The sequence below is a fragment of the Mediterraneibacter flintii genome, assembly GCF_055387595.1.
Genome location: NZ_AP031405.1, coordinates 3,311,668 through 3,333,763 on the forward strand (window position 1 = coordinate 3,311,668; position 22,096 = coordinate 3,333,763).

Annotated in this window: 20 protein-coding genes; 9 read left to right on the forward strand and 11 right to left on the reverse strand. The window is 43.3% G+C overall.

What is annotated here, in order from left to right; all coding sequences use genetic code 11:
- Positions 1-47 precede the first annotated feature (47 nt).
- The 5 genes from rhaB to ACZ5C4_RS15905 form a co-directional block, all read right to left on the reverse strand.
- Positions 48-1,442, reverse strand: coding sequence for a rhamnulokinase (gene rhaB, locus ACZ5C4_RS15885; RefSeq protein WP_464521827.1), 1,395 nt, complete (start codon positions 1,440-1,442; stop codon positions 48-50).
- A gap of 176 nt (positions 1,443-1,618) precedes the next feature.
- Positions 1,619-1,843 (reverse strand): hypothetical protein, encoded by a 225-nt coding sequence (locus ACZ5C4_RS15890; RefSeq protein ID WP_464521828.1) that lies wholly within the window; start codon positions 1,841-1,843, stop codon positions 1,619-1,621.
- Positions 1,844-1,846: 3 nt separating this feature from the next.
- Positions 1,847-2,806 carry an AraC family transcriptional regulator gene (locus ACZ5C4_RS15895; RefSeq protein ID WP_464521829.1) on the reverse strand — a complete coding sequence of 320 codons (960 nt, stop codon included), beginning with the start codon at positions 2,804-2,806 and terminating at the stop codon, positions 1,847-1,849.
- A gap of 8 nt (positions 2,807-2,814) precedes the next feature.
- Complete coding sequence (locus ACZ5C4_RS15900) at positions 2,815-3,600, reverse strand: ParA family protein (RefSeq protein WP_464521830.1); 786 nt, start codon at positions 3,598-3,600, stop codon at positions 2,815-2,817.
- 24 nt (positions 3,601-3,624) lie between these two features.
- The gene (locus tag ACZ5C4_RS15905) at positions 3,625-4,182 is read right to left on the reverse strand and encodes an HD domain-containing protein (RefSeq protein ID WP_464521831.1); all 558 of its coding nucleotides are present in this window, start codon (positions 4,180-4,182) and stop codon (positions 3,625-3,627) included.
- Between the two features lie 267 nt (positions 4,183-4,449).
- On the opposite strand from ACZ5C4_RS15905, the gene ymfI reads away from it, so the two are divergent.
- The 4 genes from ymfI to ACZ5C4_RS15925 all read left to right on the forward strand — a co-directional run bounded on the left by ymfI (position 4,450) and on the right by ACZ5C4_RS15925 (position 9,000).
- Positions 4,450-5,181 (forward strand): elongation factor P 5-aminopentanone reductase, encoded by a 732-nt coding sequence (gene ymfI / locus ACZ5C4_RS15910; RefSeq protein ID WP_464521832.1) that lies wholly within the window; start codon positions 4,450-4,452, stop codon positions 5,179-5,181.
- 93 nt (positions 5,182-5,274) lie between these two features.
- Positions 5,275-6,000, forward strand: a complete 726-nt coding sequence (pduB, locus tag ACZ5C4_RS15915; protein WP_464521833.1) for a microcompartment protein PduB — start codon at positions 5,275-5,277, stop codon at positions 5,998-6,000.
- A 98-nt stretch (positions 6,001-6,098) separates the two neighbouring features.
- Positions 6,099-7,001, forward strand: coding sequence for an ABC transporter ATP-binding protein (locus ACZ5C4_RS15920; protein ID WP_464521834.1), 903 nt, complete (start codon positions 6,099-6,101; stop codon positions 6,999-7,001).
- On the forward strand, positions 6,976-9,000 hold the full coding sequence (locus tag ACZ5C4_RS15925) for a DUF6449 domain-containing protein (RefSeq protein ID WP_464521835.1): 2,025 nt from the start codon (positions 6,976-6,978) through the stop codon (positions 8,998-9,000). The genes ACZ5C4_RS15920 and ACZ5C4_RS15925 overlap by 26 nt, the downstream gene beginning before the upstream one ends.
- 616 nt (positions 9,001-9,616) lie before the next feature.
- On the opposite strand, the gene ACZ5C4_RS15930 is transcribed toward ACZ5C4_RS15925, so the two are convergent.
- The 3 genes from ACZ5C4_RS15930 to ACZ5C4_RS15940 all read right to left on the reverse strand — a co-directional run bounded on the left by ACZ5C4_RS15930 (position 9,617) and on the right by ACZ5C4_RS15940 (position 12,430).
- Positions 9,617-10,639, reverse strand: a complete 1,023-nt coding sequence (locus ACZ5C4_RS15930; RefSeq protein ID WP_464521836.1) for a sugar kinase — start codon at positions 10,637-10,639, stop codon at positions 9,617-9,619.
- Positions 10,640-10,761: 122 nt separating this feature from the next.
- Entirely contained in the window at positions 10,762-11,787 is a 1,026-nt protein-coding gene (locus ACZ5C4_RS15935) for a sugar kinase (protein WP_186875634.1), read from the reverse strand.
- A gap of 1 nt (position 11,788) precedes the next feature.
- Positions 11,789-12,430, reverse strand: a complete 642-nt coding sequence (locus ACZ5C4_RS15940; RefSeq protein ID WP_186875635.1) for a bifunctional 4-hydroxy-2-oxoglutarate aldolase/2-dehydro-3-deoxy-phosphogluconate aldolase — start codon at positions 12,428-12,430, stop codon at positions 11,789-11,791.
- A gap of 208 nt (positions 12,431-12,638) precedes the next feature.
- Between ACZ5C4_RS15940 and ACZ5C4_RS15945 the strand changes: the two genes are divergently transcribed.
- The gene (locus ACZ5C4_RS15945) at positions 12,639-13,400 is read left to right on the forward strand and encodes an IclR family transcriptional regulator (protein WP_464521837.1); all 762 of its coding nucleotides are present in this window, start codon (positions 12,639-12,641) and stop codon (positions 13,398-13,400) included.
- On the forward strand, positions 13,397-14,290 hold the full coding sequence (locus ACZ5C4_RS15950; protein ID WP_464521838.1) for a helix-turn-helix domain-containing protein: 894 nt from the start codon (positions 13,397-13,399) through the stop codon (positions 14,288-14,290). The genes ACZ5C4_RS15945 and ACZ5C4_RS15950 overlap by 4 nt, the downstream gene beginning before the upstream one ends.
- 153 nt (positions 14,291-14,443) lie before the next feature.
- Here the strand turns inward: ACZ5C4_RS15950 and uxaC are convergent, their stop codons facing one another.
- From uxaC to ACZ5C4_RS15965, 3 genes are all read right to left on the reverse strand, one after another.
- Complete coding sequence (gene uxaC, locus ACZ5C4_RS15955; RefSeq protein ID WP_464521839.1) at positions 14,444-15,862, reverse strand: glucuronate isomerase; 1,419 nt, start codon at positions 15,860-15,862, stop codon at positions 14,444-14,446.
- An 89-nt stretch (positions 15,863-15,951) separates the two neighbouring features.
- On the reverse strand, positions 15,952-16,308 hold the full coding sequence (locus ACZ5C4_RS15960; RefSeq protein ID WP_464521840.1) for a VOC family protein: 357 nt from the start codon (positions 16,306-16,308) through the stop codon (positions 15,952-15,954).
- Positions 16,309-16,332: 24 nt separating this feature from the next.
- Positions 16,333-17,337 (reverse strand): LacI family DNA-binding transcriptional regulator, encoded by a 1,005-nt coding sequence (locus tag ACZ5C4_RS15965; RefSeq protein WP_464521841.1) that lies wholly within the window; start codon positions 17,335-17,337, stop codon positions 16,333-16,335.
- Between the two features lie 305 nt (positions 17,338-17,642).
- Here ACZ5C4_RS15965 and ACZ5C4_RS15970 point away from each other — a divergent pair, with 305 nt between their 5' ends.
- The 3 genes from ACZ5C4_RS15970 to ACZ5C4_RS15980 all read left to right on the forward strand — a co-directional run bounded on the left by ACZ5C4_RS15970 (position 17,643) and on the right by ACZ5C4_RS15980 (position 21,971).
- Positions 17,643-19,124 carry a UxaA family hydrolase gene (locus tag ACZ5C4_RS15970; protein ID WP_464521842.1) on the forward strand — a complete coding sequence of 494 codons (1,482 nt, stop codon included), beginning with the start codon at positions 17,643-17,645 and terminating at the stop codon, positions 19,122-19,124.
- Between the two features lie 166 nt (positions 19,125-19,290).
- Positions 19,291-20,358: a mannonate dehydratase gene (gene uxuA / locus ACZ5C4_RS15975; protein WP_464521843.1), complete on the forward strand. Its 1,068-nt coding sequence runs from the start codon at positions 19,291-19,293 to the stop codon at positions 20,356-20,358.
- The gene (locus ACZ5C4_RS15980) at positions 20,358-21,971 is read left to right on the forward strand and encodes a mannitol dehydrogenase family protein (protein WP_464521844.1); all 1,614 of its coding nucleotides are present in this window, start codon (positions 20,358-20,360) and stop codon (positions 21,969-21,971) included. The genes uxuA and ACZ5C4_RS15980 overlap by 1 nt, the downstream gene beginning before the upstream one ends.
- The last annotated feature ends 125 nt before the right edge of the window (positions 21,972-22,096 follow it).

Below are 22,096 nucleotides of genomic sequence, written 5' to 3' on the forward strand. Positions count from 1 at the left end.
CTTCATTTCAAAACTTGTCTGGGAATTCTCTCCCGCATTTGACAAATCTAATACATCTTTATATCAAATGACTCTCTTACACATGCTCTTGCTTCTGACAAATTCTTAAACACACCGTCATGTAAAAGCTGCACAATCACATTTCCGATTGCAGTGGCTTCTCCCGGGCCCGCAGATACTTTCTTGCCGGTATACTTTGCTGTCAGTTCATTTAAGTATCCCGCGTTGGAGCCGCCTCCTACCACATAGATTGTATCATATGTATTTCCGGTGATTTCTTCAATCTCTTTGATGGTATCACCGTAGCATTTTGCCAGACTGTTATAGATAACCGCAGAAATCTCCGCCACACTCTCCGGAACCTGCTGGTTTGTATCCCTGCAGAACTTCTGTACTGCTTCAATCATACTGTCCGGCGCTAAGAAGCAGTCGTCATTACAATCTACGATTGACGGGATCGTTTCTTTGGAAGCTCTTGCACAAATTTCTGCAAAGGATAAATCTTCTGTAAATTCTTTCTTTACAGACTGGATCATCCACAGACCCATAATATTCTTCAGAAAACGGAAGCGATGATCATAACCGCCTTCATTTGTGAAATTTGCCTTCATGCTCTCAAGAGAGCAGTCTGCTTCTTTCCGTTCAATTCCCATCAGCGACCATGTACCGGAACTGATATAAATTGCGTTGTCATCATTTGTCGGCACTGCGAGCACTGCCGAACCTGTGTCGTGGGTCGCAGGAAGTACAACAGTACAGTCAAATCCCACTTCCTTCTGGATTTCCTCTGTGAAGTTTCCGACAACAGTTCCCGGCATGGATACCGGCTGGAACATCTTCGTGTTATAGCCGAGCATTTCCATCAATTCATAGTCCCAGTCATTTGTCTCGGGATTGATGAGCTGTCCTGTGGTGGCGTTCGTGTACTCGTTTTTCTTCACGCCGGTCAGCAGGAAATGGAAGTAATCAGGAATCATAAGAAGCGCCTCTGCCTTTTCCATATGTTCCGGATTTGTCTCTTTTACTGCCATCAACTGATAAATGGTATTAAACATCTGCTTTTGAATTCCCGTTCTCTTATATAAATCTTCCAGGGAAATTTTTTCGTATACTTTCTCGTCCATACCATTTGTACGGCTGTCGCGGTATCCGACTGTATCTCCTAAGATGTTGTCATCCTTGTCCAGCAAAACATAATCCACACCCCATGTATCAATGGACATAGACACCGGAACCTTGCCAACTTCTTTACATTTCTTCAGGCCGTTTTTGATCTCTGTAAACAGGCGGTCTACATCCCAGCACAGAGTACCGTCCTTATTATCCATCCCATTCGGGAAGCGGTACACTTCTTCGAGCTGCATCTTCCCATCTTGGACGGATGCCAGCATGTGACGTCCACTGGATGCCCCAATATCAATGGCTAAATAATATTTATCCATTTTTCGTGCCTCCTTCGTATTTTTTCAACATATCTATATTATAAAAGAAAAACAAGGACAAAAAAAGGACGCTATTTATGAAAAATACCGTCCTCATTTGCAGTGTCAATCTACCATGCAGCAAAAGCGAGTCGCTTTACGGCAAGTTTGAATTACCGCCTGTTAAACCAATCTCTTTATTTCTTTCTTCTGTTTTTTATCATTATGATTGCATCCACCATGATTATGATCAAGTCTATAATTATAAAGATGATAAAAACAGTATCAATTTCGCTGTCTATATACCAAAACCAAAGTAACAAGACGACAGATGTAATTAATCCAATGAATTCTTTTTTCTCTTGTTTCAGGAAATCTTTCATCCTTCCTCCCCTTCCACATACAATTACATAGCGCTGCATTTATCATTGTCCCTTACGGTACTCCTTTGGGCTTAGCCCGTATTTTTCTTTAAATTTCCGGTAAAAGTAACTGCTGTTATCGTATCCCACCAATTCGATAATATCCGTTACCGGCAGACTGCTCTTTGTCAAAAGATAGGAGGCCTGCTGCATCCTTTTAGAAAGCAAAAGCTCTTTGTATGTCTTTCCAGTCCTCTTTTTAATCTCCCTGCTCAGCCAGTATACGTCATATCCCATCATCTCTGCCAATTCTGACAAGGTGCCGTTTTTATAATGTTCATCCACATAGCTCAATACATTTCCTGTCAGCTCTGTGTCAAACTGCCGGTTGCCTACCTCCATCTTGTCCATATAATTCAAGAGCTGCAAAAGAAGAAGCCCCATGGTTATCTGGTTACAGCTTCTTTTATTAGAAGAATCATAGAAAATCGTCCAGACCATATTTTCTATCAAATTCTGTACCGGCAGGATACCTGCCACATGGAAGTAAAGGTATGCAGTATCTTCATCTCTTCCGCACAGAGCTTTGATAAGAAAATCTTTGAGTAAATTTTCCTCTTCGCCCATCATGGAAAATGCCGTATCAAAGAACTCCGGCAAAACGATAAAATTTACGGCAATGTCCTCTTCCCCTGCGGGAAGGATTTCCTGCACCGCATTCGGATTTAAAAAAAGCAGGTCGCCCTCTTCCAGAACGACCTTATTTCCATTCAGAATATGGGTGGTGGATCCCTGGCACATGTAAATCACTTCCACATAATTATGTCTGTGCTTTGGAAAACGCACAAACCTGGTATGCGGCCGCACCTGAATCAGCTTTCCCTTCTGTAAAAGCTTTTCACAGTCAATCACCATATCATTTTTCTCTGTGTAAATGTTGGGATCGATCCCCTTCCTCTCATCCAGTATCTTCTTCTCTTCCTCCGTAATAACGGATAATTCTTTTAATAATTCGGCATCCATTCCATCACCTAACTTTGCCCTGTGATTTCTTTTGCAAGTTCCATATATTCTCCGGCGCTGCGGCTGTTTTTCTTATATGCGATAACCGGTGCATTATTATCCTGAGACCACTCAACTGCACTGTCCACTCTGATATAAGTGTCAAACACTTTTACGTTCTCTAATTCTTTTAATGTCTCCAGCGTCTGTTTAAAATAGTTCTTTCGCGTATCTACTTTTGTAATCACAATCCCGCCTAATTTTAAGTCCGGCGCAATCTGGCGCACTTCTTCCAGAAATTCGAACATGTTGCCCAGTCCAAAAAGCCCCCAGGGAGTAGATTCTACCGGGATAATTACTTCATCTGATGCACAGAGCACATTCATCACCCATCCTCCAAGTGTCGGCGGCGCATCCATCAATATATAGTCATAACCTCCCGATTCTACAATATTTTTCATGCATTTTTTTAATATATACTCTCTCTGCCACTTCGTAAACAATTCATATTCTATAGAACTCATTAGTGTAGAAGAGGGAATCAAATCCAAGTTTTCATAAGGAGAGTGCACAATATAGTCCCTAAGGTCATCCTGTCTTTTGATTCCTTCATAAAGGTTCCTGCTTCCCTGTGCAAATTCCAGCACCTTCTCTTCATCAAAAAGAGATAAGGACAGATTCATCTGCATATCTCCGTCAACCAGAAGCACTTTCTTCCCCAACTCTGTCATCCCGTACCCTACGTTCGAACAGGTCGTTGATTTACCACTCCCGCCTTTATTATTTGCAAAACAGATTACTTTTGTTTTTCTCATGCTGCGCCTCTCCTTTTTCACTGTCTATATAAACGGTTCTATATCAGAACCAAAATTCTTCTCTACCAGTCTGCAGTACTCCTCATATGCTTCCACTCCCGCGAAGTCCTGTTCCAGCGCCTCCTGTACCCCTCGATAATACCAGGCAATCGCTGATTTGCTCTGCATTCGAAACCGTTTCCAGAGGTTCTCTCCTTCTGCCGGATAATCCCGATCAATATCTCTCATATTCGACAGCTTGTCCGCAAGTCCAATCATCTGCACCGGCCTGGGTGCATTTTTCAGCCGGAGAATCGTCGCGCCTTTTCTCTCCTCCCAGCTTTTGGACTTATCTTCGCTTTCCAATACCACCATAGATGCCACACGCTCTCCAAATTTTTCCTTCAGTATGTCTTCCGTAACATTCTGGCAATCCTCAATCGTATCATGCAAAACCGCTGCACAGATAATTTCTTCATCCTGCGTCATTGTAGCCACAATGTCAGCCACCTCTATCGGATGAACGATATAGGGTCTTTTTGTCCCTTTTCTGAATTGCCCCGCATGTGCTTTCGTCGCAAACTCTATGGCTTCATCTATCATCTTTTATCGCCGCCTCCTCGCCTCAAACCTTCAATAAAATCATACCATATGCCTTTTGGAATCACAATGAAAACAGTATACAAATTTTATCGGATACGCTATACTTATAAAATAAGATATACCTTATCGGGCGAAGCCCGTCCTCCCGAAGGGAATGAATTACGGTATGCCCTTCAGGGTATAGCTTATCGGGCGAAGCCCGCCACGCTATCCCGAAGGGAGTAAGTTGCGGTATGCCCTTCAGGGTATAAATAATCGAGGTAGCCTATGAATAAAAAAAATGTTTTGATAACAGGTGCGTCTCGCGGGATCGGCCGTGCCTGTGCTTTCGTCTTTTCAAAAGCAGGGTTTCATGTATTTTTAAACTGCCGGAAATCCCTTGATGAGCTGGAAACCGTACGCCGGGAATTAGAAGCAATCGGCGCCTCCTGTACCATCGTTCCCGGTGATGTAGGAAATCCTGACAATGTGGATCAGATATTCGATACCATTTCATATACCTGTGCCGGACTGGACGTCCTCATTAACAATGCCGGCGTATCACATATAGGTCTGTTGCAGGATATGACTAATCCGCAATGGGAAGAGTTAATGCGCACGAATCTTTTTTCCGTATTCTACTGCTGTCGTGCTGCCATCCCTTATATGGTCAGACAAAAACAGGGGAAAATCATCAATATTTCTTCTATGTGGGGAACATCTGGCGCTTCCTGCGAAACTGCCTATTCGGCGGCAAAAGCCGGAATGAACGGACTCACAAAAGCGCTGGCAAAAGAGCTGGCCCCTTCAAATATCCAGGTAAATGCCATTGCCTGCGGTGTCATTGACACATGTATGAACGACCAATTTTCAGATGCCGAACGAATGGCACTGAAAGAGGAAATTCCCGCCGGAAGATTTGGCACACCAACAGAAGTAGCAGAGCTTGCCCTCTCTCTTGCCTGCGGACATCCTTATCTTACCGGACAGATTATCGGACTGGACGGGGGCTTTTTATAAATAATTTCTATAAGGTCATTGTATTTGATATGAAAATGATATAACTACAGTAAATTTCCAATACATTCAAGACAATAAAGGAGTATCTTCGATATGATAAATGTAAATGAACTGACAAAAATTCCCATGGACTGTACACTTTCTGAATTTGTAGGAACCACCGTACTTGACACCATCGGTCTTGTCATACCAGGAGTGGAGCCTTCCCTGTTGGCGCAGATGCACCTGAATAAACCATACAAAAGCCTTGGCATACTGAGCTCCCGCACCGGAGCTGCCGGACAGATCAACGCAGTGGACGAAGCAGTCAAATCTACCAACACAGAAGTTATATCTATTCAGCTTCCAAGAGATACAAAAGGGTGGGGCGGCCATGGTAATTTCATCATCATTGGCGGTGAGAATGTCTCCGACGTGCGGCGTGCTGTGGAAATCTCACTGGAATTTACTACAAAATATGCCGGTGAGCTTTACATCAGCGAAGCAGGACATTTGGAATTTACTTATTCCGCCAGCGCGGATCAGGCTCTTTCTTTCGCCTTTGGCGCTCCGCTTGGCAAGCCTTTTGGTTTCTTCTGTGGCTCCCCTGCCGCCATTGGGCTTGTAATGGCAGACCTTGCTATAAAATCTTCTCCCGTCGAGATAATCCGTTATATGACGCCGGATATAGGAACCAGTCATTCTAATGAAGTAATTGTAGCCGTCACCGGTGAGGCAAGCGCTGTCAAAAATGCCGTCCTCACTGCACGGGATATTGGCTTACAGCTTCTCGTGTCTATGGGAAGCTACCCTGAAACTCCCACTCAGCCATATCTGTAATTAAAAAGGCGAGTTGTCTGTTTTTCGTACACAAAATTTGGCGTAGCCGACATAGGTGCCAGCCTGGTGTTTCTTCCATATATTCTAGGAGGCGTGCTATGATTGAACTTTATAATCTTACAAAATATTTCGGCACCCTCTGTGCCGTAAATCATGTTTCACTTACCATACCGGACGGAAATTTCTTCGGACTTCTCGGTACAAACGGTGCGGGAAAAAGTACCCTGCTTAAAATTCTGTCGGGTATTCTTACCGCAGATGAAGGGACAGTCAAAATAGACGGTGCCTCCCCCTCTCTCTGTGTGGATTCCAAGCAATCCTTTTTCTACCTTCCAGATGATCCCTATTACTTCCCAAATGCTTCACTGGAAACAATGGCACAGTTTTACAAGCGCCAATATCCTAATCTGGACACAGATGCTGTCTCCTATATGGCGGAGGCTCTGAATCTGGATATGTGCCTTCCCTTGCGTACCTTTTCTAAAGGCATGAAGCGCCAGGCATTTCTTATCCTTGCCTTATGTGCAGGAACCAAATATGTATTTTGTGATGAAGTATTTGACGGCCTTGATCCGATTGCCACAAAGCTTATGAAGAATCTTTTCAGGCAGGAAATGAAGCGCCGGAATTTTACTGTCCTTGTAGCTTCTCACAAATTGGATGCTTTGCAAGATATTTGTCAAAATATAGGAATTCTTCACAAAGGGGGACTTATCACCTCCGCCGATATATCCCATAACACAGCAGATGTCTATAAAATGCAATGTGTATTTTCTAATAAAGAATCGATCGAAGAACTCCGAAAAGAGCTATATGTCATACACTGCCATACGGACGGATATTTTTCCACGATTATCGCAAAAGGAGACCTACAGACAATACAGCAGAAAATTCAGGAAAAGCATCCTATTTTTTCTGAAAATATTTCTTTGACGCTGGAAGAAATTTTTATGACTCAGATGGAGGAAAATGGTTATGACATCCGCAAAGTCTTTCTTTAATTGGATAAAAGAAGCCGAAAGAGGGCATCTTACCGCATTTCTCTCTTGGAGCGCTTTCTGTATTTACTGTATTATAAAAATAACTGTCTTAAGTGTTGATACAGAATATACTTTTTTCGGTATCGGAAGCACAGAACTCCTCTATATATGCACTGGGCTTGGGGTCGCTTTAGGATTTACAGAATTTTTCTATTTATTGCAGCCTAAGAAGCTGGCGCTTTACTACAGCCTTCCTGTCACGAAGACATGTATCTTCTGGACACGCTATCTGCACGGGCTTTTCCATTTTCTTTTGCCGCTGTCCCTTTCTATGGCAGTATTAAGTATTTATCAGAGTAGTGTAGATCTCACATTTTATCCATATATTCTGTCTTACACCTCCAAGAGTATCTTGGTCTATGCAGGCGTTTTTCTTCTGTTGTACCACATTGTCATCTGTTCTGTCGTTCTATGCGGCGGCCTCATTCCTGCCGCACTTCTATCTACAGGATTTTTATGCTATTTTCACCTTCTGATAAATCATGTATTTCTGCCGCTGTCTCAAAATTGCTTTCAGACATATTATAAATCTCCTCTTCTTGAATCCTTATATGCGTGCCTGGTTCCCTTCGAGTTTTGCCGTACCCTGTGCGGTACCTTTCTGTTTGATAAAACACTTGTCCTTACCTATACCCCTGCCGGCAGTCTGCTTTTGACGGCAGCTATATGGATTCTTTTGCTATTTTGCCTTTTCGCACTGGGACAGAAAAAACGAAAACCGGAAATGGCAGGCAAAATTTTTGCCTTTACTCTGGCAGAACGAACTACAGAAATTCTTCTTACTTTCCTTGCCGGACTTTTATGTACCAGTTTTCTGTTTCATATAACCAATGTTACACAGACAAACTTGGTTTTGTCAGTTCTGCTCTCTTTGATATGTATTGCAATCGTCTCTTTTCTTCTGCATCTTCTCCTAGAAGCGCTCGTACAGGATTCCCATAGAATCCTTCTGCGCCGTAAAATGCAGCCTCTCCTTACCGGAGCAGCTGCTGTCTGTACAAGCTGTGCTTTCCTTGCAGGCGCTTCTGCTTATGATTCTTATTTCCCCCAAAGCGAACAGGTAGACTCTCTAAGTATCAGTATTGCAGGACTTAACATGGACGAAGATATGTACGCAGAAATACTGTACGGCAATTCTTATGCAACAGATAAACAATTAGATCTTTATCGTTTTTCAGGAGAAGCCAAAACACTCGGTATGTCTTGGCTCCAGTCCCTTATTGAATCAAAGGAAACTTCTTCCAGACAGCCTGCATATGAAGAAGCCCCTTACACTACCGCAACCGTCTGCTATCACTTAAAGAATAAAAAAGAACATTACCGCGTTTATACACTCAGTAAGGAGATGTTCTCCTCCTTTGCCTCTGTCTATGAAACGGATGAGTATAAAGCAATCGCCTATCCTGTCTCTGCACCCGATAGTCTTGGAGATACCGGCAAAGATCTGTTTACCTGGTCTGACGGGATCACAGACATCCCCCTTTCATTATCTTCTAGTGACAAAAAAAGTTTATTGGATGCCTATTCCGCAGATGTAGGACAGATGAAAATGGAATCTCTTTCAGAAGATTTGCCTACAGGAATTTTAACTATTGAGTCACAAAAAAGCGGTACTGCGACAGAAATTTTAGTCTATCCATTTTTTACACAGACAAATGCCCTGCTTCAGTCCATAGGAATAGATACAGCTAAGTCCATTGCTGACTATCCGATCATTTCCATAGAAATTTTCACCCACCATTCTGTCCCAAATGGCTACAGCGGTGGAGTAATAAGAAACATCTATGAAACGCCAGAAGAAATTGAAGTATGGAAAAACAGGCTGGTTCCAGAGGAATTTGATGTACAGCCCCTCCTCTATCCCCTGTCTGAAAATCCAAAAGTAAAAATCGAAAATAAAGAGACAAACTCCTATACCGAAATAAAATGCCGCCTAAAAGAAGAATACAAAGTTAATTGACGAAATATAAAATTTAAGTGACAAAAGAGACGTGTGAAAGAGATGCTTTGCATCGTTCGTCAGGGCTTCGCCGAAATTCCTCACTCACGCAAAGCATCTCTTTCACACTCACACTTTCGCCAGCTTAAGTTTATAATTTCAGACAGAACAGAACCGGCTTCACGCTGCTACAGACTCCCTGTCAGAAGTTTTTCCTTCGTCTATAGGAAGGTGGCGCCCTAACTGAAATTCATAAAAAAGAGAACGGCTTCACGTTGTTATAGCCCTTCAATTAGAAGTATCTATACTACTTCCGATTGGAAATGCATAGCAACGTGAAGCCGATTTTTTCCGCCTGGAAATATAAACTTAAGCTGGCGAAAGTGTAAGCGCAAGAGGGCGTGTGTTGCAAAAGTGAGGAATTCCGGCGAAGCCCTGACGAACGTTGCAATACACGCCCTCTTGCGCGAACCATTTTTGTTAGCGTCCGCAGTGCCAGCTCAATTCCGCATACGCTCCATTTCGCTATCGGCAGTCGCCGAATGAAAAGAAGCAGACAAACTTCTGTTTACATGCAAGCATGTCACAGAGTTTGCCTGTTCTTTTCGCACTGTTTGTTGCTTCGTTAAATTTATCTTTATCTCTCCATCTCTAATTGCGGCCCTATTGTTTTATGTGCTTTTATCACTGTCTCTATTTCGCGCAAATCTGAGGACGGCAAATCTCCTGGGATTGTGTTTTTCACAGCGCTGGTTGCATTTCCGATTTCCAACGCCCTCTGGCAGTCATCCGGCTTAGACAAAAGCCCATAGAGCACTCCCGATACATACGCATCTCCACTTCCAATCCGGTCTACAACTTCTATATTGCGGTAAGGTTCTTCTTCATAGAAGGTATTTTTTCGCGCATCATAAATCACAGAGCCGAACGTGTGTACCTTCGGACTGTGCACAATACGCTGCGTAGAGGCAACAATAGAGATCGGATATGTTTCTGTAAAGCTCTTCATGATCGATTTTGCATCCCCTTCTTTTAAAAAGGTCAGGCGCGCCGTGTCCTCAGAACAGAAGAAAATATCTACATAGGGTAAAATCTCTTCGATACACTCCCGTGCCTCATTCCCAGTCCAGAGATTGCCGCGGAAATTCACATCAAACGAAATGAGCGCCCCTGCTTCTTTGAATCTTTTCATCATCTCAACTGCTGTTTTTCTGCATTGACTGCTTAACGCCAGTGTGATTCCGCTTGTATGGAAACAGCGTGTCGAAGCGAATAGCTCTTCCTCGAAATCGGAAACAGCAATTTTATTTATAGAGGTATACATTCGATCATAGACGATCCCTGGTTTTCTCGGATATGCTCCATTCTCATAGTAATATACTCCCAGACGCGCATCATGGGAATCGTCATATACAAGGTAATCGTCGCTGACGCCGCAGAAACGAATCCGATTTTTTGCATAGGTTCCAATGTCGTTGGAAGGAAGCTTTGAAATAATACCTGTGCGAAGCCCCAAGAGGGATACGCCCGATACGACATTCAATTCAGCGCCTCCTACCTGCTTTTGCAGTGTTTCCCCGCGGACAAGTCGCTCATTGCTAGGTGGTGACAGACGCAGCAATACTTCTCCAAGCGCTAAAAGATCAAAGGATTTATTCATGGTTATACCTCCGCATATTATTAGAGATGCTGCATGGCAGACAGCATCTCTCGACTTAATCTATATTATTTAAAAATGGGTTAGCTATTTTTAAGAAAGCCTCGCCTTCTTTTGCAGGCATGTTATCTCTGAACACGTCCAGAGCCGTCTCCACCTGCCAGCTTCAGCACTTCGTCCATAGATACCATATTGAAGTCCCCTTCAATAGAGTGTTTCAGGCAGGAAGCTGCAACTGCAAACTCGATTGTCGCCTGTGAATCATATCCATTTAAGGAAGCACAGATAAGTCCGCCTCCGAAACTGTCTCCGCCGCCTACACGGTCTACGATACGCATTGCGTATTTCTTAGAGAAATAGTAATCCTTTCCATCATATAACATTGCAGACCAATTATTATCATTTGCAGAGATAGATTCTCTCAATGTAATCGCAACTTTAGAGAATCCGAATCTATCTGCCAACTGTTTTGCTACATCTTTGTAGCCTTCGTGATTTACTTCTCCTTTTGTTACATCTGTATCTGCCGCTTTGATTCCAAATACATCTGCAGCATCTTCTTCATTTGCAATACATACGTCTACATACTGACAGAGTTCACCCATCACCTTGCCGGCTTTCTCTTTAGACCACAGTTTATTTCTGTAGTTTAAGTCGCAGGAAATTGTAACTCCTGCCTCTTTTGCAGCCTTGCACGCTTCCAGGCAGATTGCTGCTACGTCGTCATTTAAAGCTGGTGTAATACCTGTGAAATGGAACCACTCTGCACCGTCAAATATTTCTTTCCAATTAAAATCAGAGGCACTTGCTGTAGCGATGGAAGAATTAGCGCGGTCATAGATTACTTTAGAAGGTCTCTGGGAAGCACCTTTTTCCAGGAAATAAATACCAACTCTGTCTCCGCCGCGTGCGATATAGGAAGTATCTACTCCATATTTTCTCAAAGAATTTACTGCTGCCTGTCCGATTTCATGTTTCGGCAGTTTTGTTACGAATTTTGCATCAAATCCATAGTTTGCAAGAGAAACTGCAACGTTTGCCTCTCCACCTCCATAGGTAGCGCCAAAAGAATCTGCTTGCACAAAACGGTAATATCCTTCTGGAGCCAGTCTCAACATAATCTCACCAAATGTAATTACTTTCTTTGCCATTTTATTTACCTCTGCTTTCCTTTACAATTTCAACTGCTTCTTTTACAAGCTCTCTGATTTTATCAAATTCACCTGCTTTGACCAAATCCCCTTTTACCATCCAGCTTCCGCCGCATGCAAGAATTTTGTCACAGGCAAGATATTCTTTTACATTCTTTGCATTGATTCCACCTGTCGGCATAAACTTCACACCTACATATGGTGCGGCAATCGCCTTAATATATGCAAGTCCGCCAGCCTGTTCTGCAGGGAAGAACTTCACAACATCCAGTCCGTTCTCCAATGCCTGTTCTACATCACTTGGATTTGCACATCCTGGTGTAATCGGAATTTGTTTCTCTACACAGTATTTTACGATTCTCGGATTCAAGCCAGGACTTACAATAAATTTTGCGCCTGCTGCCACCGCGCGATCTACCTGATCCGTCGTCAGCACAGTACCTGCCCCAACCAGCATATTCGGAAATTTTTCTGATATAATACGGATAGATTCTTCTGCGGCATCTGTCCGAAATGTCACTTCCGCACATGGAAGCCCGCCATCGCAAAGCGCCTGTGCAAGAGGCTCTGCATCTTTCGGATCATTTAAAACAACAACAGGAACAATACCGATTTCTCCGATTTGTTTTAATACTTCGTTCATCTCAATTCTCCTTCAATAAAGTTTCATATTATGAAAATATGTTCCACTATGTGACACATCTTATTTACTAGTATACTCTGTGACGCTAAAAAGTCAAGTATGAATAATGCTTAAAATATAAGGCCTTCTTTTGTGAATAAGTGACAGTTGCACAAGACTGAAAAATATGTTAAAATTTGTTCCATATTATGAAACAGGAGTCTTTTATATGGAAAACAAAAATCCTATTCAGGTTGCAGGCAGACTATTTGAAACGCTGGAACTTCTCGCTGAGAAAGGTTCTCTGGGTTTGATGGAGATCAGCAGCAGTTTAAACTTAAACAAAAGTACGGTACACCGGGTCTTAAATTCTCTCATTTATATGGGTTATGCCAGACAGAACGAAGGAAACGGCAAATACGAACCTACTTTTAAAATTGTCGATATGTCTAATAAAATCATGGGTAAGGTAGACGTCGTCAACATTGTCCGCCCCCATTTAAGAGCCTTGATGGAAATCACAAAGGAGACTGTACACTTCGTAGAACGTGATGGAATCGACGCCGTCTATATCGATAAGGTCGAGTCCTTCACGAATGGGATCCAGATGGTTTCCCGAATTGGCAGCCGTATTCCTCTGTATTGTTCCGGAGTCGGCAAGGCGATTGCCGCCCAGCTTTCCGAGTCCGAGGTGCAGGAATTGTGGGAAAGAAGCTCTATCGTCCGTATGACTCCTTATACCATCACAGATTATAAACAGTTTAAAGAAAACTTAGAGGAAGTCCACAGACGGGGTTACGCGCTGGACAATGAAGAAAACGAAACAGGCGTGCGCTGTATCGCCGCAGGTCTGAAAGATCATTCTGGGAAAGTACGGTATGCTTTTAGTATCTCTGCACCGGTCAACCGTATGGACAACGACAGAATACAAGAATTGTCCCACTATATTCTTAATGCAAAAGAACAAATGGAAAGTGAGCTGCGCCCATGAAGAAGAAATTTCAGACAACATTCAGTACCCGACAGTACATGTTGGCAAAGGATTTTGAAATCTATTATTACAGCACCCGTCATCTCTCCAAAATAGAAAATCATACTCATTCTTACTATGAATTTTATTTTTTTCTCGAAGGGAATGTGACCATGATCATTGAGGATTCTTCCTTTCTTTTAAAGAAGGGAGACGTTGTCTTGATTCCTCCAGGTATCCATCATTATGCGGTAATAAACAGCCATGAGCAGCCCTACCGCCGGTTTGTACTCTGGATCAGCGTAGATTTCTGCAATCGTCTACTTGCTCTTTCCTCGGACTATGTATATCTGATGCAGCGTGCGCTGGTTATGAAAAAATATATTTTTCACAATGACGTTATCGCTTTTAATGCAATCCAATCTAAGGTTTTCCGCCTTATTGAGGAGATCCACTCTGACCGTTTTGGACATGCCTCACAAGTCTCTGTCTGCGTCAATGATTTACTGCTTCATTTAAACCGGCAAGCACATGAGCGTGAGAATCCTAAAGATGCCCGCAGTGGACAAAACCTCTATCAGAATTTACTCTATTATATCGAGGATCATTTAGAAGAAGAGCTTTCTCTTGAAAAGCTCTCTTCCGTATTCTATGTAAGTAAGTATCACATTGCCCATGTATTTAAGGAAAACACCGGTCTTTCCGTCCACCAGTACATTTTAAAAAAGCGGCTCTCTGCCTGCTATCATGCCATTCAGAGTGGGGAAGGCATTAGCGAGGTCTGCCTTCAATTTGGTTTTAAAGAATATTCTAGTTTTTACCGCGCATTTAAAAAAGAATTCGGCATATCCCCCAGAGAATGCCGGCATATACAGTCCCGAACAGAAAACTTGTCCGGCGGGAAAAAATAAAAGAAGCAAAAAACAAAGCAGACAGACTGCTTCTTTTTTCCACTCCTTAAATTTAAAAGCGTCGGGCATTTATGCGTCGCCGCAATACCGTCAAACGATAAGACATTCACTTACGGCGCACGCATTCTGCCCTGCTTCACAGATATAATTTTATTATTTTACATTCTCCAGCTCAAACCCAAAATAATTTACCGCATTGTTGTAGGAAATATCTTTTACAATTCTTCCAAGCGCTTCCATATCTTTCGGGTATTCCCCATTCTCTACCCATGTTCCAAATACATCACAGAGAATTCGTCTAAAATATTCATGTCTTGTATAAGACAAAAAGCTTCTTGAATCGGTCAGCATTCCCACAAAATTACTCAGACAACCAAGATTTGCAAGAGATGTAAGCTGTTTTGTCATCCCTGTCTTGTGATCATTGAACCACCACGCAGAGCCTTGCTGTATCTTTGCCGCCGCGCTGGAATCCTGGAAACAGCCGATAATTGTGCCGATAGCTTCATCATCATTCGGATTCAGACTATAAATAATCGTCTTTGGCAAATCCCCTGTTTTATGCAGTGCATCCAGGAAATCCGCCATTTCGCTTGACGGCGCATAATTGTTGATACAGTCAAATCCTGTGTCGGGACCCAGCTTCTCATACATTGGCGTGTTATTGTCCCTCTTGCAGCCATAGTGAAGCTGCATCACCCAACCAAGCTTGTTATACATGGCACCGGCAAACAGCATAAATGCAGTCTTATATTTCAGTTCTTCTTCTTTTGTAACCTGTGCACCGGAAAGCTTCTTCGCAAATATTCTCTCGATTTCCTCCTCCGGCGCCGGTACATACATGACATATTCCAACCCATGATCGGACGCGCGACAACCCATTTCATTGAAAAACGTAGCTCTATGCTCCAGCGCCTTTTTCAGATCTGCAAATGTCTGAATTTCCATCTGACTTACGCTTCCAAGTGTTTTCATATATTCTGCAAATGCAGGCTTTTCAATTCCCATTGCCTTGTCCGGACGCCACGCCGGAAGTACCTGCACATCAAAACTGCTGTCTGCTTTTAACATTTTATGCCATGCAAGAGAATCTGCCGGATCATCGGTCGTACATACAAGCGTAACGCCGGACTGTTTGATCAGGTTCCGAACACTCATGGAAGCTTGCTGTAATTTCTCATTACAGAGATTCCATACCTCCTCTGCTGTCTCTTTATTCAATACGCCATTATATCCAAAATATCTTCGCAATTCAAGATGGCTCCAGTGATATAAGGGATTTCCTATTCCCCGTTCCAGTGTCTCCGCCCATTTCTGGAATTTCTCCCAATCCGATGCGTCTCCTGTAATATATTTTTCCTCCACGCCGTTTGAACGCATCAGCCGCCATTTATAGTGGTCTCCGCCCAGCCATACCTGTGTAATATTCTCAAACCTTCTATCCTCTGCAATTTCCTGCGGATTGATATGGCAATGATAATCCAGAATTGGTGTTTTGGCCGCATAGTCATGGTATAGCTCTTTTGCCGTCTCTGTACTGAGCAGAAAATCTTTGTCCATAAATTGTTTCATAATCCTGTCTCTCCTATTGTTATAGTTTTTTTGTTATAGTTTTTTGTAAACATATCTTACTTTTCTCAACTTCTCATTGCGGCAGCTCGTTATTTCTGTACCAGATGCACCGCAAAACCGCCTATTTCTTCCTTTATATAAACTGCGATCAGTTTTTCATTCTTATATTTTGCGGTCTCCATATCTATCTCTACGCCCTGTTCTTTCAGGTACGCTACTGCCTTTTCTATATCCGTTGTTCCAATAGCAATATGCCCGTTTTTTCCGAGATACGGCGTCTTCATCACTTCCACCGCGGTTCCCGCAAATACTGAACTGTTTCCAGTCTTTTTAGAAAATCCAAAAATCTCATCAAATCTTCCTGCCACTTTGTCTGCCTCTTCTTCGTCCGCGCAGTTGATCCCTACATGGCGCAGCTCGAATCCTACTTCTTCTAGTTTACTCATTTTTAATTCCTCCTTCTATATTTGCTAAAAATCTGTTGTACACCGTTTCACCAGACAGCAATCAACCGGAACCTCCTTTGGTATATCCTTCTGACCGCCCAAGAGCTTCATCATATTGTCAATGGTAATATTGCAAAGCTTCTCTCCTGTGTTATCGATAGTTGTCAGCTCTGGTTCACAGCAGACTGAAAGCTCTGAATTATTGTATCCGATGACTGAGAGCTCCTCCGGCATCTTTTTTCTTCTCGCATGAGCATATTTTACGGCTCCCACCGCCAATCCATCATCTGTGGCGAGCACACTGTCGAATTCCAAATCTCTTCTCGACAGAAGAATGTCTCTGACATAATGTACCTGGTTTTTCGTATATACCTTTAATTCCCCTTTCACCGGCAGACCATGACTTTTCAGCGCGGCCTCATATCCCTCCATCTTTTTCCTTGCACTGTAGGAGCGTGAATCCGTAAGAAATAAAATCTGCTTTCTTCCTGATTCAATCAGTTTGGAGGTTACGTCAAAGGTCGCCTGGTAGTCTCGACTGTATACACTATATATGTTTTTCCCCTCCAGATGTCCATTTATTAAAAATACAGGAATCCTCTCCGCTGCTCTTTTGATATATCCCGTAGAATCATCATTGTCGCCGTTTCCGGCATACGTAGAACCTACCAGCACTAGGGCATCAATTCGTTTTTTTAGTATCAGTTCTATCGCCTGTTCTTTTTTTTCCTGCTGATGACTGCTGGAATACAAAATACAGTCATAGCCATATTCTCTCAGTCTCCTTTCCAAAAATGCCACGGCCGCAGCCATATAGGAGTCTGCCACATCCGGACAGATAATTCCGATTGTCTTCATAGAGTCCAGCCCTAATCCTCTGGCAAATACATTTGGCGTATATTGGTATTCCTCCATAACCGCCCTTACTCTGCGCTTTGTTTTTTCACTGACTCTTGGGCTGTCGTTGACGACTCTGGAAACTGTCGCAATAGAAACCCCTGCAATTTTTGCTATATCATAGATGTTCACCGGATACACCTGCCTTCCGTTTTCACATACCGGCACCCTGCCGATGCTTCTTGCTACCTTTATGCGTAACCGCTTACATTTTCTTTTCTTATTATATAAAATATTTTCGTAAGTTACAATCTATTTTTTTGTAGTACCTGCCGGATATTTTTTAATACTTTATTTATTTTTCTGGTTTTTTCTTATTTTATATATCTTTCTTTATTTTAACTTGACGTAAGTTTCAAAATGGTGTAGCTTAAATGTAAGCACTTACATTTTTAAGATTAAAATGAAATAAAAAAGAGAGGAAAGGAAGCTTTTTTATGAAAACGTATTTAAGAATCAATCCCAAAGATAATGTCGCAGTGGCTCTTACCGGACTGTCAGCCGGAACTGCAGTAGAAGTAGATGATCTTTCCCTTACATTAAAAGAGGATATCCCACAAGGCCACAAATTCGCCCTTACCGAAATTAAGAAGGACGACCAGATTATCAAATATGGATACCCTATCGGCTTTGCAAAAGAAGACATCCACACCGGCTGCTGGATACATATCCAAAACATTCGCACCGGTCTGGGAGATCTGCTGACATATACGTATGACAAACAGGATACTACTTTGGAGCCTACCGAAGAACGTTTCTTTCAGGGATTCCGCCGTCCTAACGGAAAAGTCGGCGTGCGCAACGAGCTCTGGATTATCCCGACAGTAGGGTGTGTGAATAATGTTGCCACTTCTATCGAACGCAAAGCCCAGGATCTTGTCTGTGGTTCCATAGAAGCAGTCGCAGCTTTCCCGCACCCTTACGGATGTTCCCAGATGGGTGACGATCAAGAGCACACCCGCCAGATTCTTGCCGATCTCATTAAGCACCCAAATGCGGGCGGAGTACTTGTTCTTGGACTTGGGTGTGAAAACAGCAACATTGACATTTTAAAAGAATACATCGGCGAATACAATCCAAATAGAGTGAAATTCCTCGTGTGCCAGGAATCTGACAATGAAATAGAAGAAGCTCTAAAGCTCTTATCTGAGCTTGCGGAATATGCCGGTAATTTTCAGCGCGAACCGATAAGCTGCAGTGAACTGGTCATTGGCATGAAGTGCGGCGGTTCTGATGGTCTGTCTGGTATTACCGCCAATCCGACCGTAGGCGCCTTTTCCGATCTGCTTATCTCCAAAGGAGGAACAACCATTCTTACAGAGGTACCGGAAATGTTCGGCGCTGAGACACAGCTTATGAATCGCTGTGCAGACGAACAGCTCTTTGAGCAGACTGTCAGCTTAATCAATGATTTCAAAGAGTATTTCAAGCGCCACAATCAGACGATCTACGAAAACCCGTCTCCAGGCAATAAAAAGGGCGGTATTTCTACACTGGAAGATAAATCAATGGGCTGTACGCAGAAATCAGGCACTGCCCCAGTGACCGGCGTTCTGGCATACGGCGAGCCGGTCAAAGTAAAAGGCTTGAATCTGTTAAGCGCTCCTGGAAACGACTTAGTCGCGGCTACCGCCCTCGCCGCTTCCGGCGCGCATATTGTGCTGTTCACAACAGGAAGAGGAACCCCTTTCGCTTCGCCTGTACCGACCGTCAAAATCTCTACAAATAATGCATTGTTTGAGAAAAAGAACAACTGGATTGATTTTAACTGCGGTACGCTCGTAGAAGGGGACACCCTTTACGAACTGCGCGACAAATTCTTTGACTATGTTGTCTCTGTCGCTTCCGGAGAACAGGTGAAGTCTGAAAAAGCGGGATTCCATGACATGGCAATCTTCAAACAGGGGGTTACATTATAATCAAAGACGCTTTCTCTTTCACGACAAATATAAAATACCGCAACTTTTACAATATCTCCCGCAATTCCGTCAATTTGATTTTTTCGGAAATGGGATATAATAAAGCCATATACAACAAATGGAACTCCAATTTTATGTAGATTGGAAAGGAAGGATGGTATTTACTATGGAAATGACATTGAGATGGTACGGAAGCAAATTCGACACCGTAACCTTACAGCAGATTCGCCAGATTCCGGGAGTAACCGGAGTCATTACAACACTGTATGACACAGCGCCGGGAGACGTATGGAGCCGTGAGCGTATCCGTGCACTCAAGGAGGAAGTAGAGGCTTCCGGCCTTCATATCGCAGGAATCGAAAGTGTAAATATACATGACGCAATCAAGGTAGGCTCTGCCGACAGGGACAAGTATATTGATAACTATATCGAAACATTAGAAAACTTAGGACAGGAAGATATTCACCTTGTATGCTACAATTTCATGCCGGTATTCGACTGGACTCGTACAGAGCTGGCACGTGTAAGACCGGACGGCTCTACCGTTCTTGCCTACACACAGGAAGCCGTAGACGCAATCGATCCGGAAGATATGTTCAACTCCATTGCCGCCGATACCAACGGGACGGTTATGCCCGGATGGGAGCCGGAACGTATGGCGCATATCAAAGAGTTATTCGAAATGTACAAGGACATTGATGATGAAAAGCTTTTTGAAAACCTGAAATACTTCCTGGAACGCATTATGCCGACCTGTGACAAATACAATATCAATATGGCAATTCATCCGGACGATCCGGCATGGAGCGTGTTCGGACTGCCGCGTATCATCATCAACAAAGCAAATATCCTCCGCATGATGAAAATGGTGGACAACCCGCACAATGGCGTAACCTTCTGCTCTGGTTCTTACGGCACAAACCTGGAAAACGATCTGCCGGATATGATTCGCTCTTTAAAGGGCAGAATCCATTTTGCACACGTAAGAAACTTAAAATTCAACTCTCCGACTGATTTTGAGGAAGCAGCTCACCTTTCCACCGACGGAACATTTGACATGTATGAGATTATGAAAGCCCTCTATGAGATCGGATTTGACGGCCCAATCCGTCCAGACCACGGACGTATGATCTGGGGAGAAGTTGCAATGCCAGGATACGGCCTCTATGACAGAGCTCTCGGCGCAACCTATTTAAACGGACTTTGGGAAGCGATTGAGAAAGGAGCAAGATAATGAGATTAAATGAAGCAGGTCTTGCAAACCGCAAAGAATGGGAAGAAAAAGGATATACACTTCCTAAATTTGACAGATCGGCTGTCACAGAGAACACAAAGAAGCGTCCGCGCTGGATTCACTTCGGCGCCGGAAACATCTTCCGCGCTTTCCAGGCAAATGTCGTACAGAATCTCTTAAATGAGGGAGTGCTTGACACCGGATTGATTGTGGCAGAAGGATATGACTATGAAATCATTGAAAAAATGAATCTTCCGCATGACGGATATAGCATCCTCGTCACTTTGAAGGCAGACGGAAATGTAGAAAAGACAGTCGTTGGAAGTGTTGTAGAATCTCTTGCCTTGGATTCTGACAATGCAGTCTCTTTTGCACGCCTTAAAGAAATCTTCGAGGCAGACACCCTTCAGATGGCAAGCTTTACGATTACAGAAAAAGGATACAGCCTCGTAAATGGAAAGGGCGACATACTTCCGGACGTAAAAGCAGACATGGAAAAAGGGCCTGAAAAGCCGGCAAGCTATATCGGAAAGGTCGCAGCTCTCCTCTACGCACGTTTTCTCGCAGGACAGAAGCCAATCGCTATGGTAAGTATGGATAACTGTTCCCACAACGGGACGAAGCTGTATGATGCCGTAAGCACATTTGCAGAAAAATGGGTGGAAAATAAGCTGGTAGACACTGCCTTTGCAGACTATATCAAGAACCCACAGAAGGTGTCCTTCCCCTGGTCTATGATCGACAAGATTACCCCTCGTCCGGATCCATCCGTAGAAGCGATTCTGCAAAAGGACGGTGTGGAGGAATTGGATCCTGTCATCACCGGAAAAAATACTTACATTGCCCCCTTTGTCAACGCGGAGGAATGTGAGTACCTTGTCATTGAAGATGCTTTCCCGAATGGCAGACCCGAACTGGAAAAAGGCGGATTGATGTTTACCGCACGTGAGACGGTCGACAAGGTAGAGAAGATGAAAGTCTGCACCTGCCTCAATCCGCTTCACACCGCGCTCGCCGTATTTGGGTGCCTGCTCGGATACGATTTGATCTCTAAGGAAATGAAAGACGAAACCTTGAAGAAATTAGTAGAGGGAATCGGCTATAAAGAAGGACTTCCGGTTGTCATAAATCCAGGCATCCTGGATCCGAAAGACTTTATCGACACCGTATTGAATATACGTGTTCCGAATCCGTTCATGCCGGATACTCCACAGCGTATTGCCACAGATACCTCACAGAAGCTTGCTATCCGCTTCGGCGAGACTATCAAGGCATATGCCGCGTCACCAAAACTTGATACCGCGGACTTAAAATTAATTCCCCTTGTATTCGCAGGGTGGCTGCGCTATCTTATGGCAGTCAACGACAATGGAGAGGCATTTGCATTAAGCTCGGATCCACTTCTGGATACAGTTTGCCCGTATGTTGCAGACATCACATTGGGAAGCGATTTTGACGCAGAAGCAAAACTAAAGCCAGTCCTGGAAAATGCCAAGATTTTTGGTGTAAACCTATATGATGTCCACATGGCAGAATTGGTTTGCGACTACTTCAAAGAAATGACAGCAGGCAAAGGCGCTGTACGCAAAACACTAGAAAAATATACGGTATAAAAAAACGTGCTTTACACATTTTTCGCGCCGAAGTGTAACTGTGCTAGCAGCAATTTTGCTGAAAACTTAAATTAAATGTATCCGTTATAGTCTTATTGTGATATAATACGACTATATAAAGGAGG

Excerpts from the sequence above, each read along its gene's own strand:
- ACZ5C4_RS15980 (WP_464521844.1), top strand. The coding sequence starts at position 20,358 with ATGAGATTAAATGAAGCAGGTCTTGCAAACCGCAAAGAATGGGAAGAA.
- ACZ5C4_RS15970 (WP_464521842.1), top strand. The coding sequence starts at position 17,643 with ATGAAAACGTATTTAAGAATCAATCCCAAAGATAATGTCGCAGTGGCT.
- ACZ5C4_RS15960 (WP_464521840.1), bottom strand. The coding sequence starts at position 16,308 with ATGAGTAAACTAGAAGAAGTAGGATTCGAGCTGCGCCATGTAGGGATC.
- ACZ5C4_RS15945 (WP_464521837.1), top strand. The coding sequence starts at position 12,639 with ATGGAAAACAAAAATCCTATTCAGGTTGCAGGCAGACTATTTGAAACG.
- ACZ5C4_RS15905 (WP_464521831.1), bottom strand. The coding sequence starts at position 4,182 with ATGATAGATGAAGCCATAGAGTTTGCGACGAAAGCACATGCGGGGCAA.
- ACZ5C4_RS15895 (WP_464521829.1), bottom strand. The coding sequence starts at position 2,806 with ATGGATGCCGAATTATTAAAAGAATTATCCGTTATTACGGAGGAAGAG.
- uxaC (WP_464521839.1), bottom strand. The coding sequence starts at position 15,862 with ATGAAACAATTTATGGACAAAGATTTTCTGCTCAGTACAGAGACGGCA.
- ACZ5C4_RS15920 (WP_464521834.1), top strand. The coding sequence starts at position 6,099 with ATGATTGAACTTTATAATCTTACAAAATATTTCGGCACCCTCTGTGCC.
- rhaB (WP_464521827.1), bottom strand. The coding sequence starts at position 1,442 with ATGGATAAATATTATTTAGCCATTGATATTGGGGCATCCAGTGGACGT.
- ACZ5C4_RS15900 (WP_464521830.1), bottom strand. The coding sequence starts at position 3,600 with ATGAGAAAAACAAAAGTAATCTGTTTTGCAAATAATAAAGGCGGGAGT.
- ACZ5C4_RS15890 (WP_464521828.1), bottom strand. The coding sequence starts at position 1,843 with ATGCAGCGCTATGTAATTGTATGTGGAAGGGGAGGAAGGATGAAAGAT.
- ACZ5C4_RS15930 (WP_464521836.1), bottom strand. The coding sequence starts at position 10,639 with ATGAATAAATCCTTTGATCTTTTAGCGCTTGGAGAAGTATTGCTGCGT.
- ACZ5C4_RS15940 (WP_186875635.1), bottom strand. The coding sequence starts at position 12,430 with ATGAACGAAGTATTAAAACAAATCGGAGAAATCGGTATTGTTCCTGTT.
- ymfI (WP_464521832.1), top strand. The coding sequence starts at position 4,450 with ATGAATAAAAAAAATGTTTTGATAACAGGTGCGTCTCGCGGGATCGGC.
- ACZ5C4_RS15935 (WP_186875634.1), bottom strand. The coding sequence starts at position 11,787 with ATGGCAAAGAAAGTAATTACATTTGGTGAGATTATGTTGAGACTGGCT.
- pduB (WP_464521833.1), top strand. The coding sequence starts at position 5,275 with ATGATAAATGTAAATGAACTGACAAAAATTCCCATGGACTGTACACTT.
- uxuA (WP_464521843.1), top strand. The coding sequence starts at position 19,291 with ATGGAAATGACATTGAGATGGTACGGAAGCAAATTCGACACCGTAACC.
- ACZ5C4_RS15950 (WP_464521838.1), top strand. The coding sequence starts at position 13,397 with ATGAAGAAGAAATTTCAGACAACATTCAGTACCCGACAGTACATGTTG.
- ACZ5C4_RS15925 (WP_464521835.1), top strand. The coding sequence starts at position 6,976 with ATGACATCCGCAAAGTCTTTCTTTAATTGGATAAAAGAAGCCGAAAGA.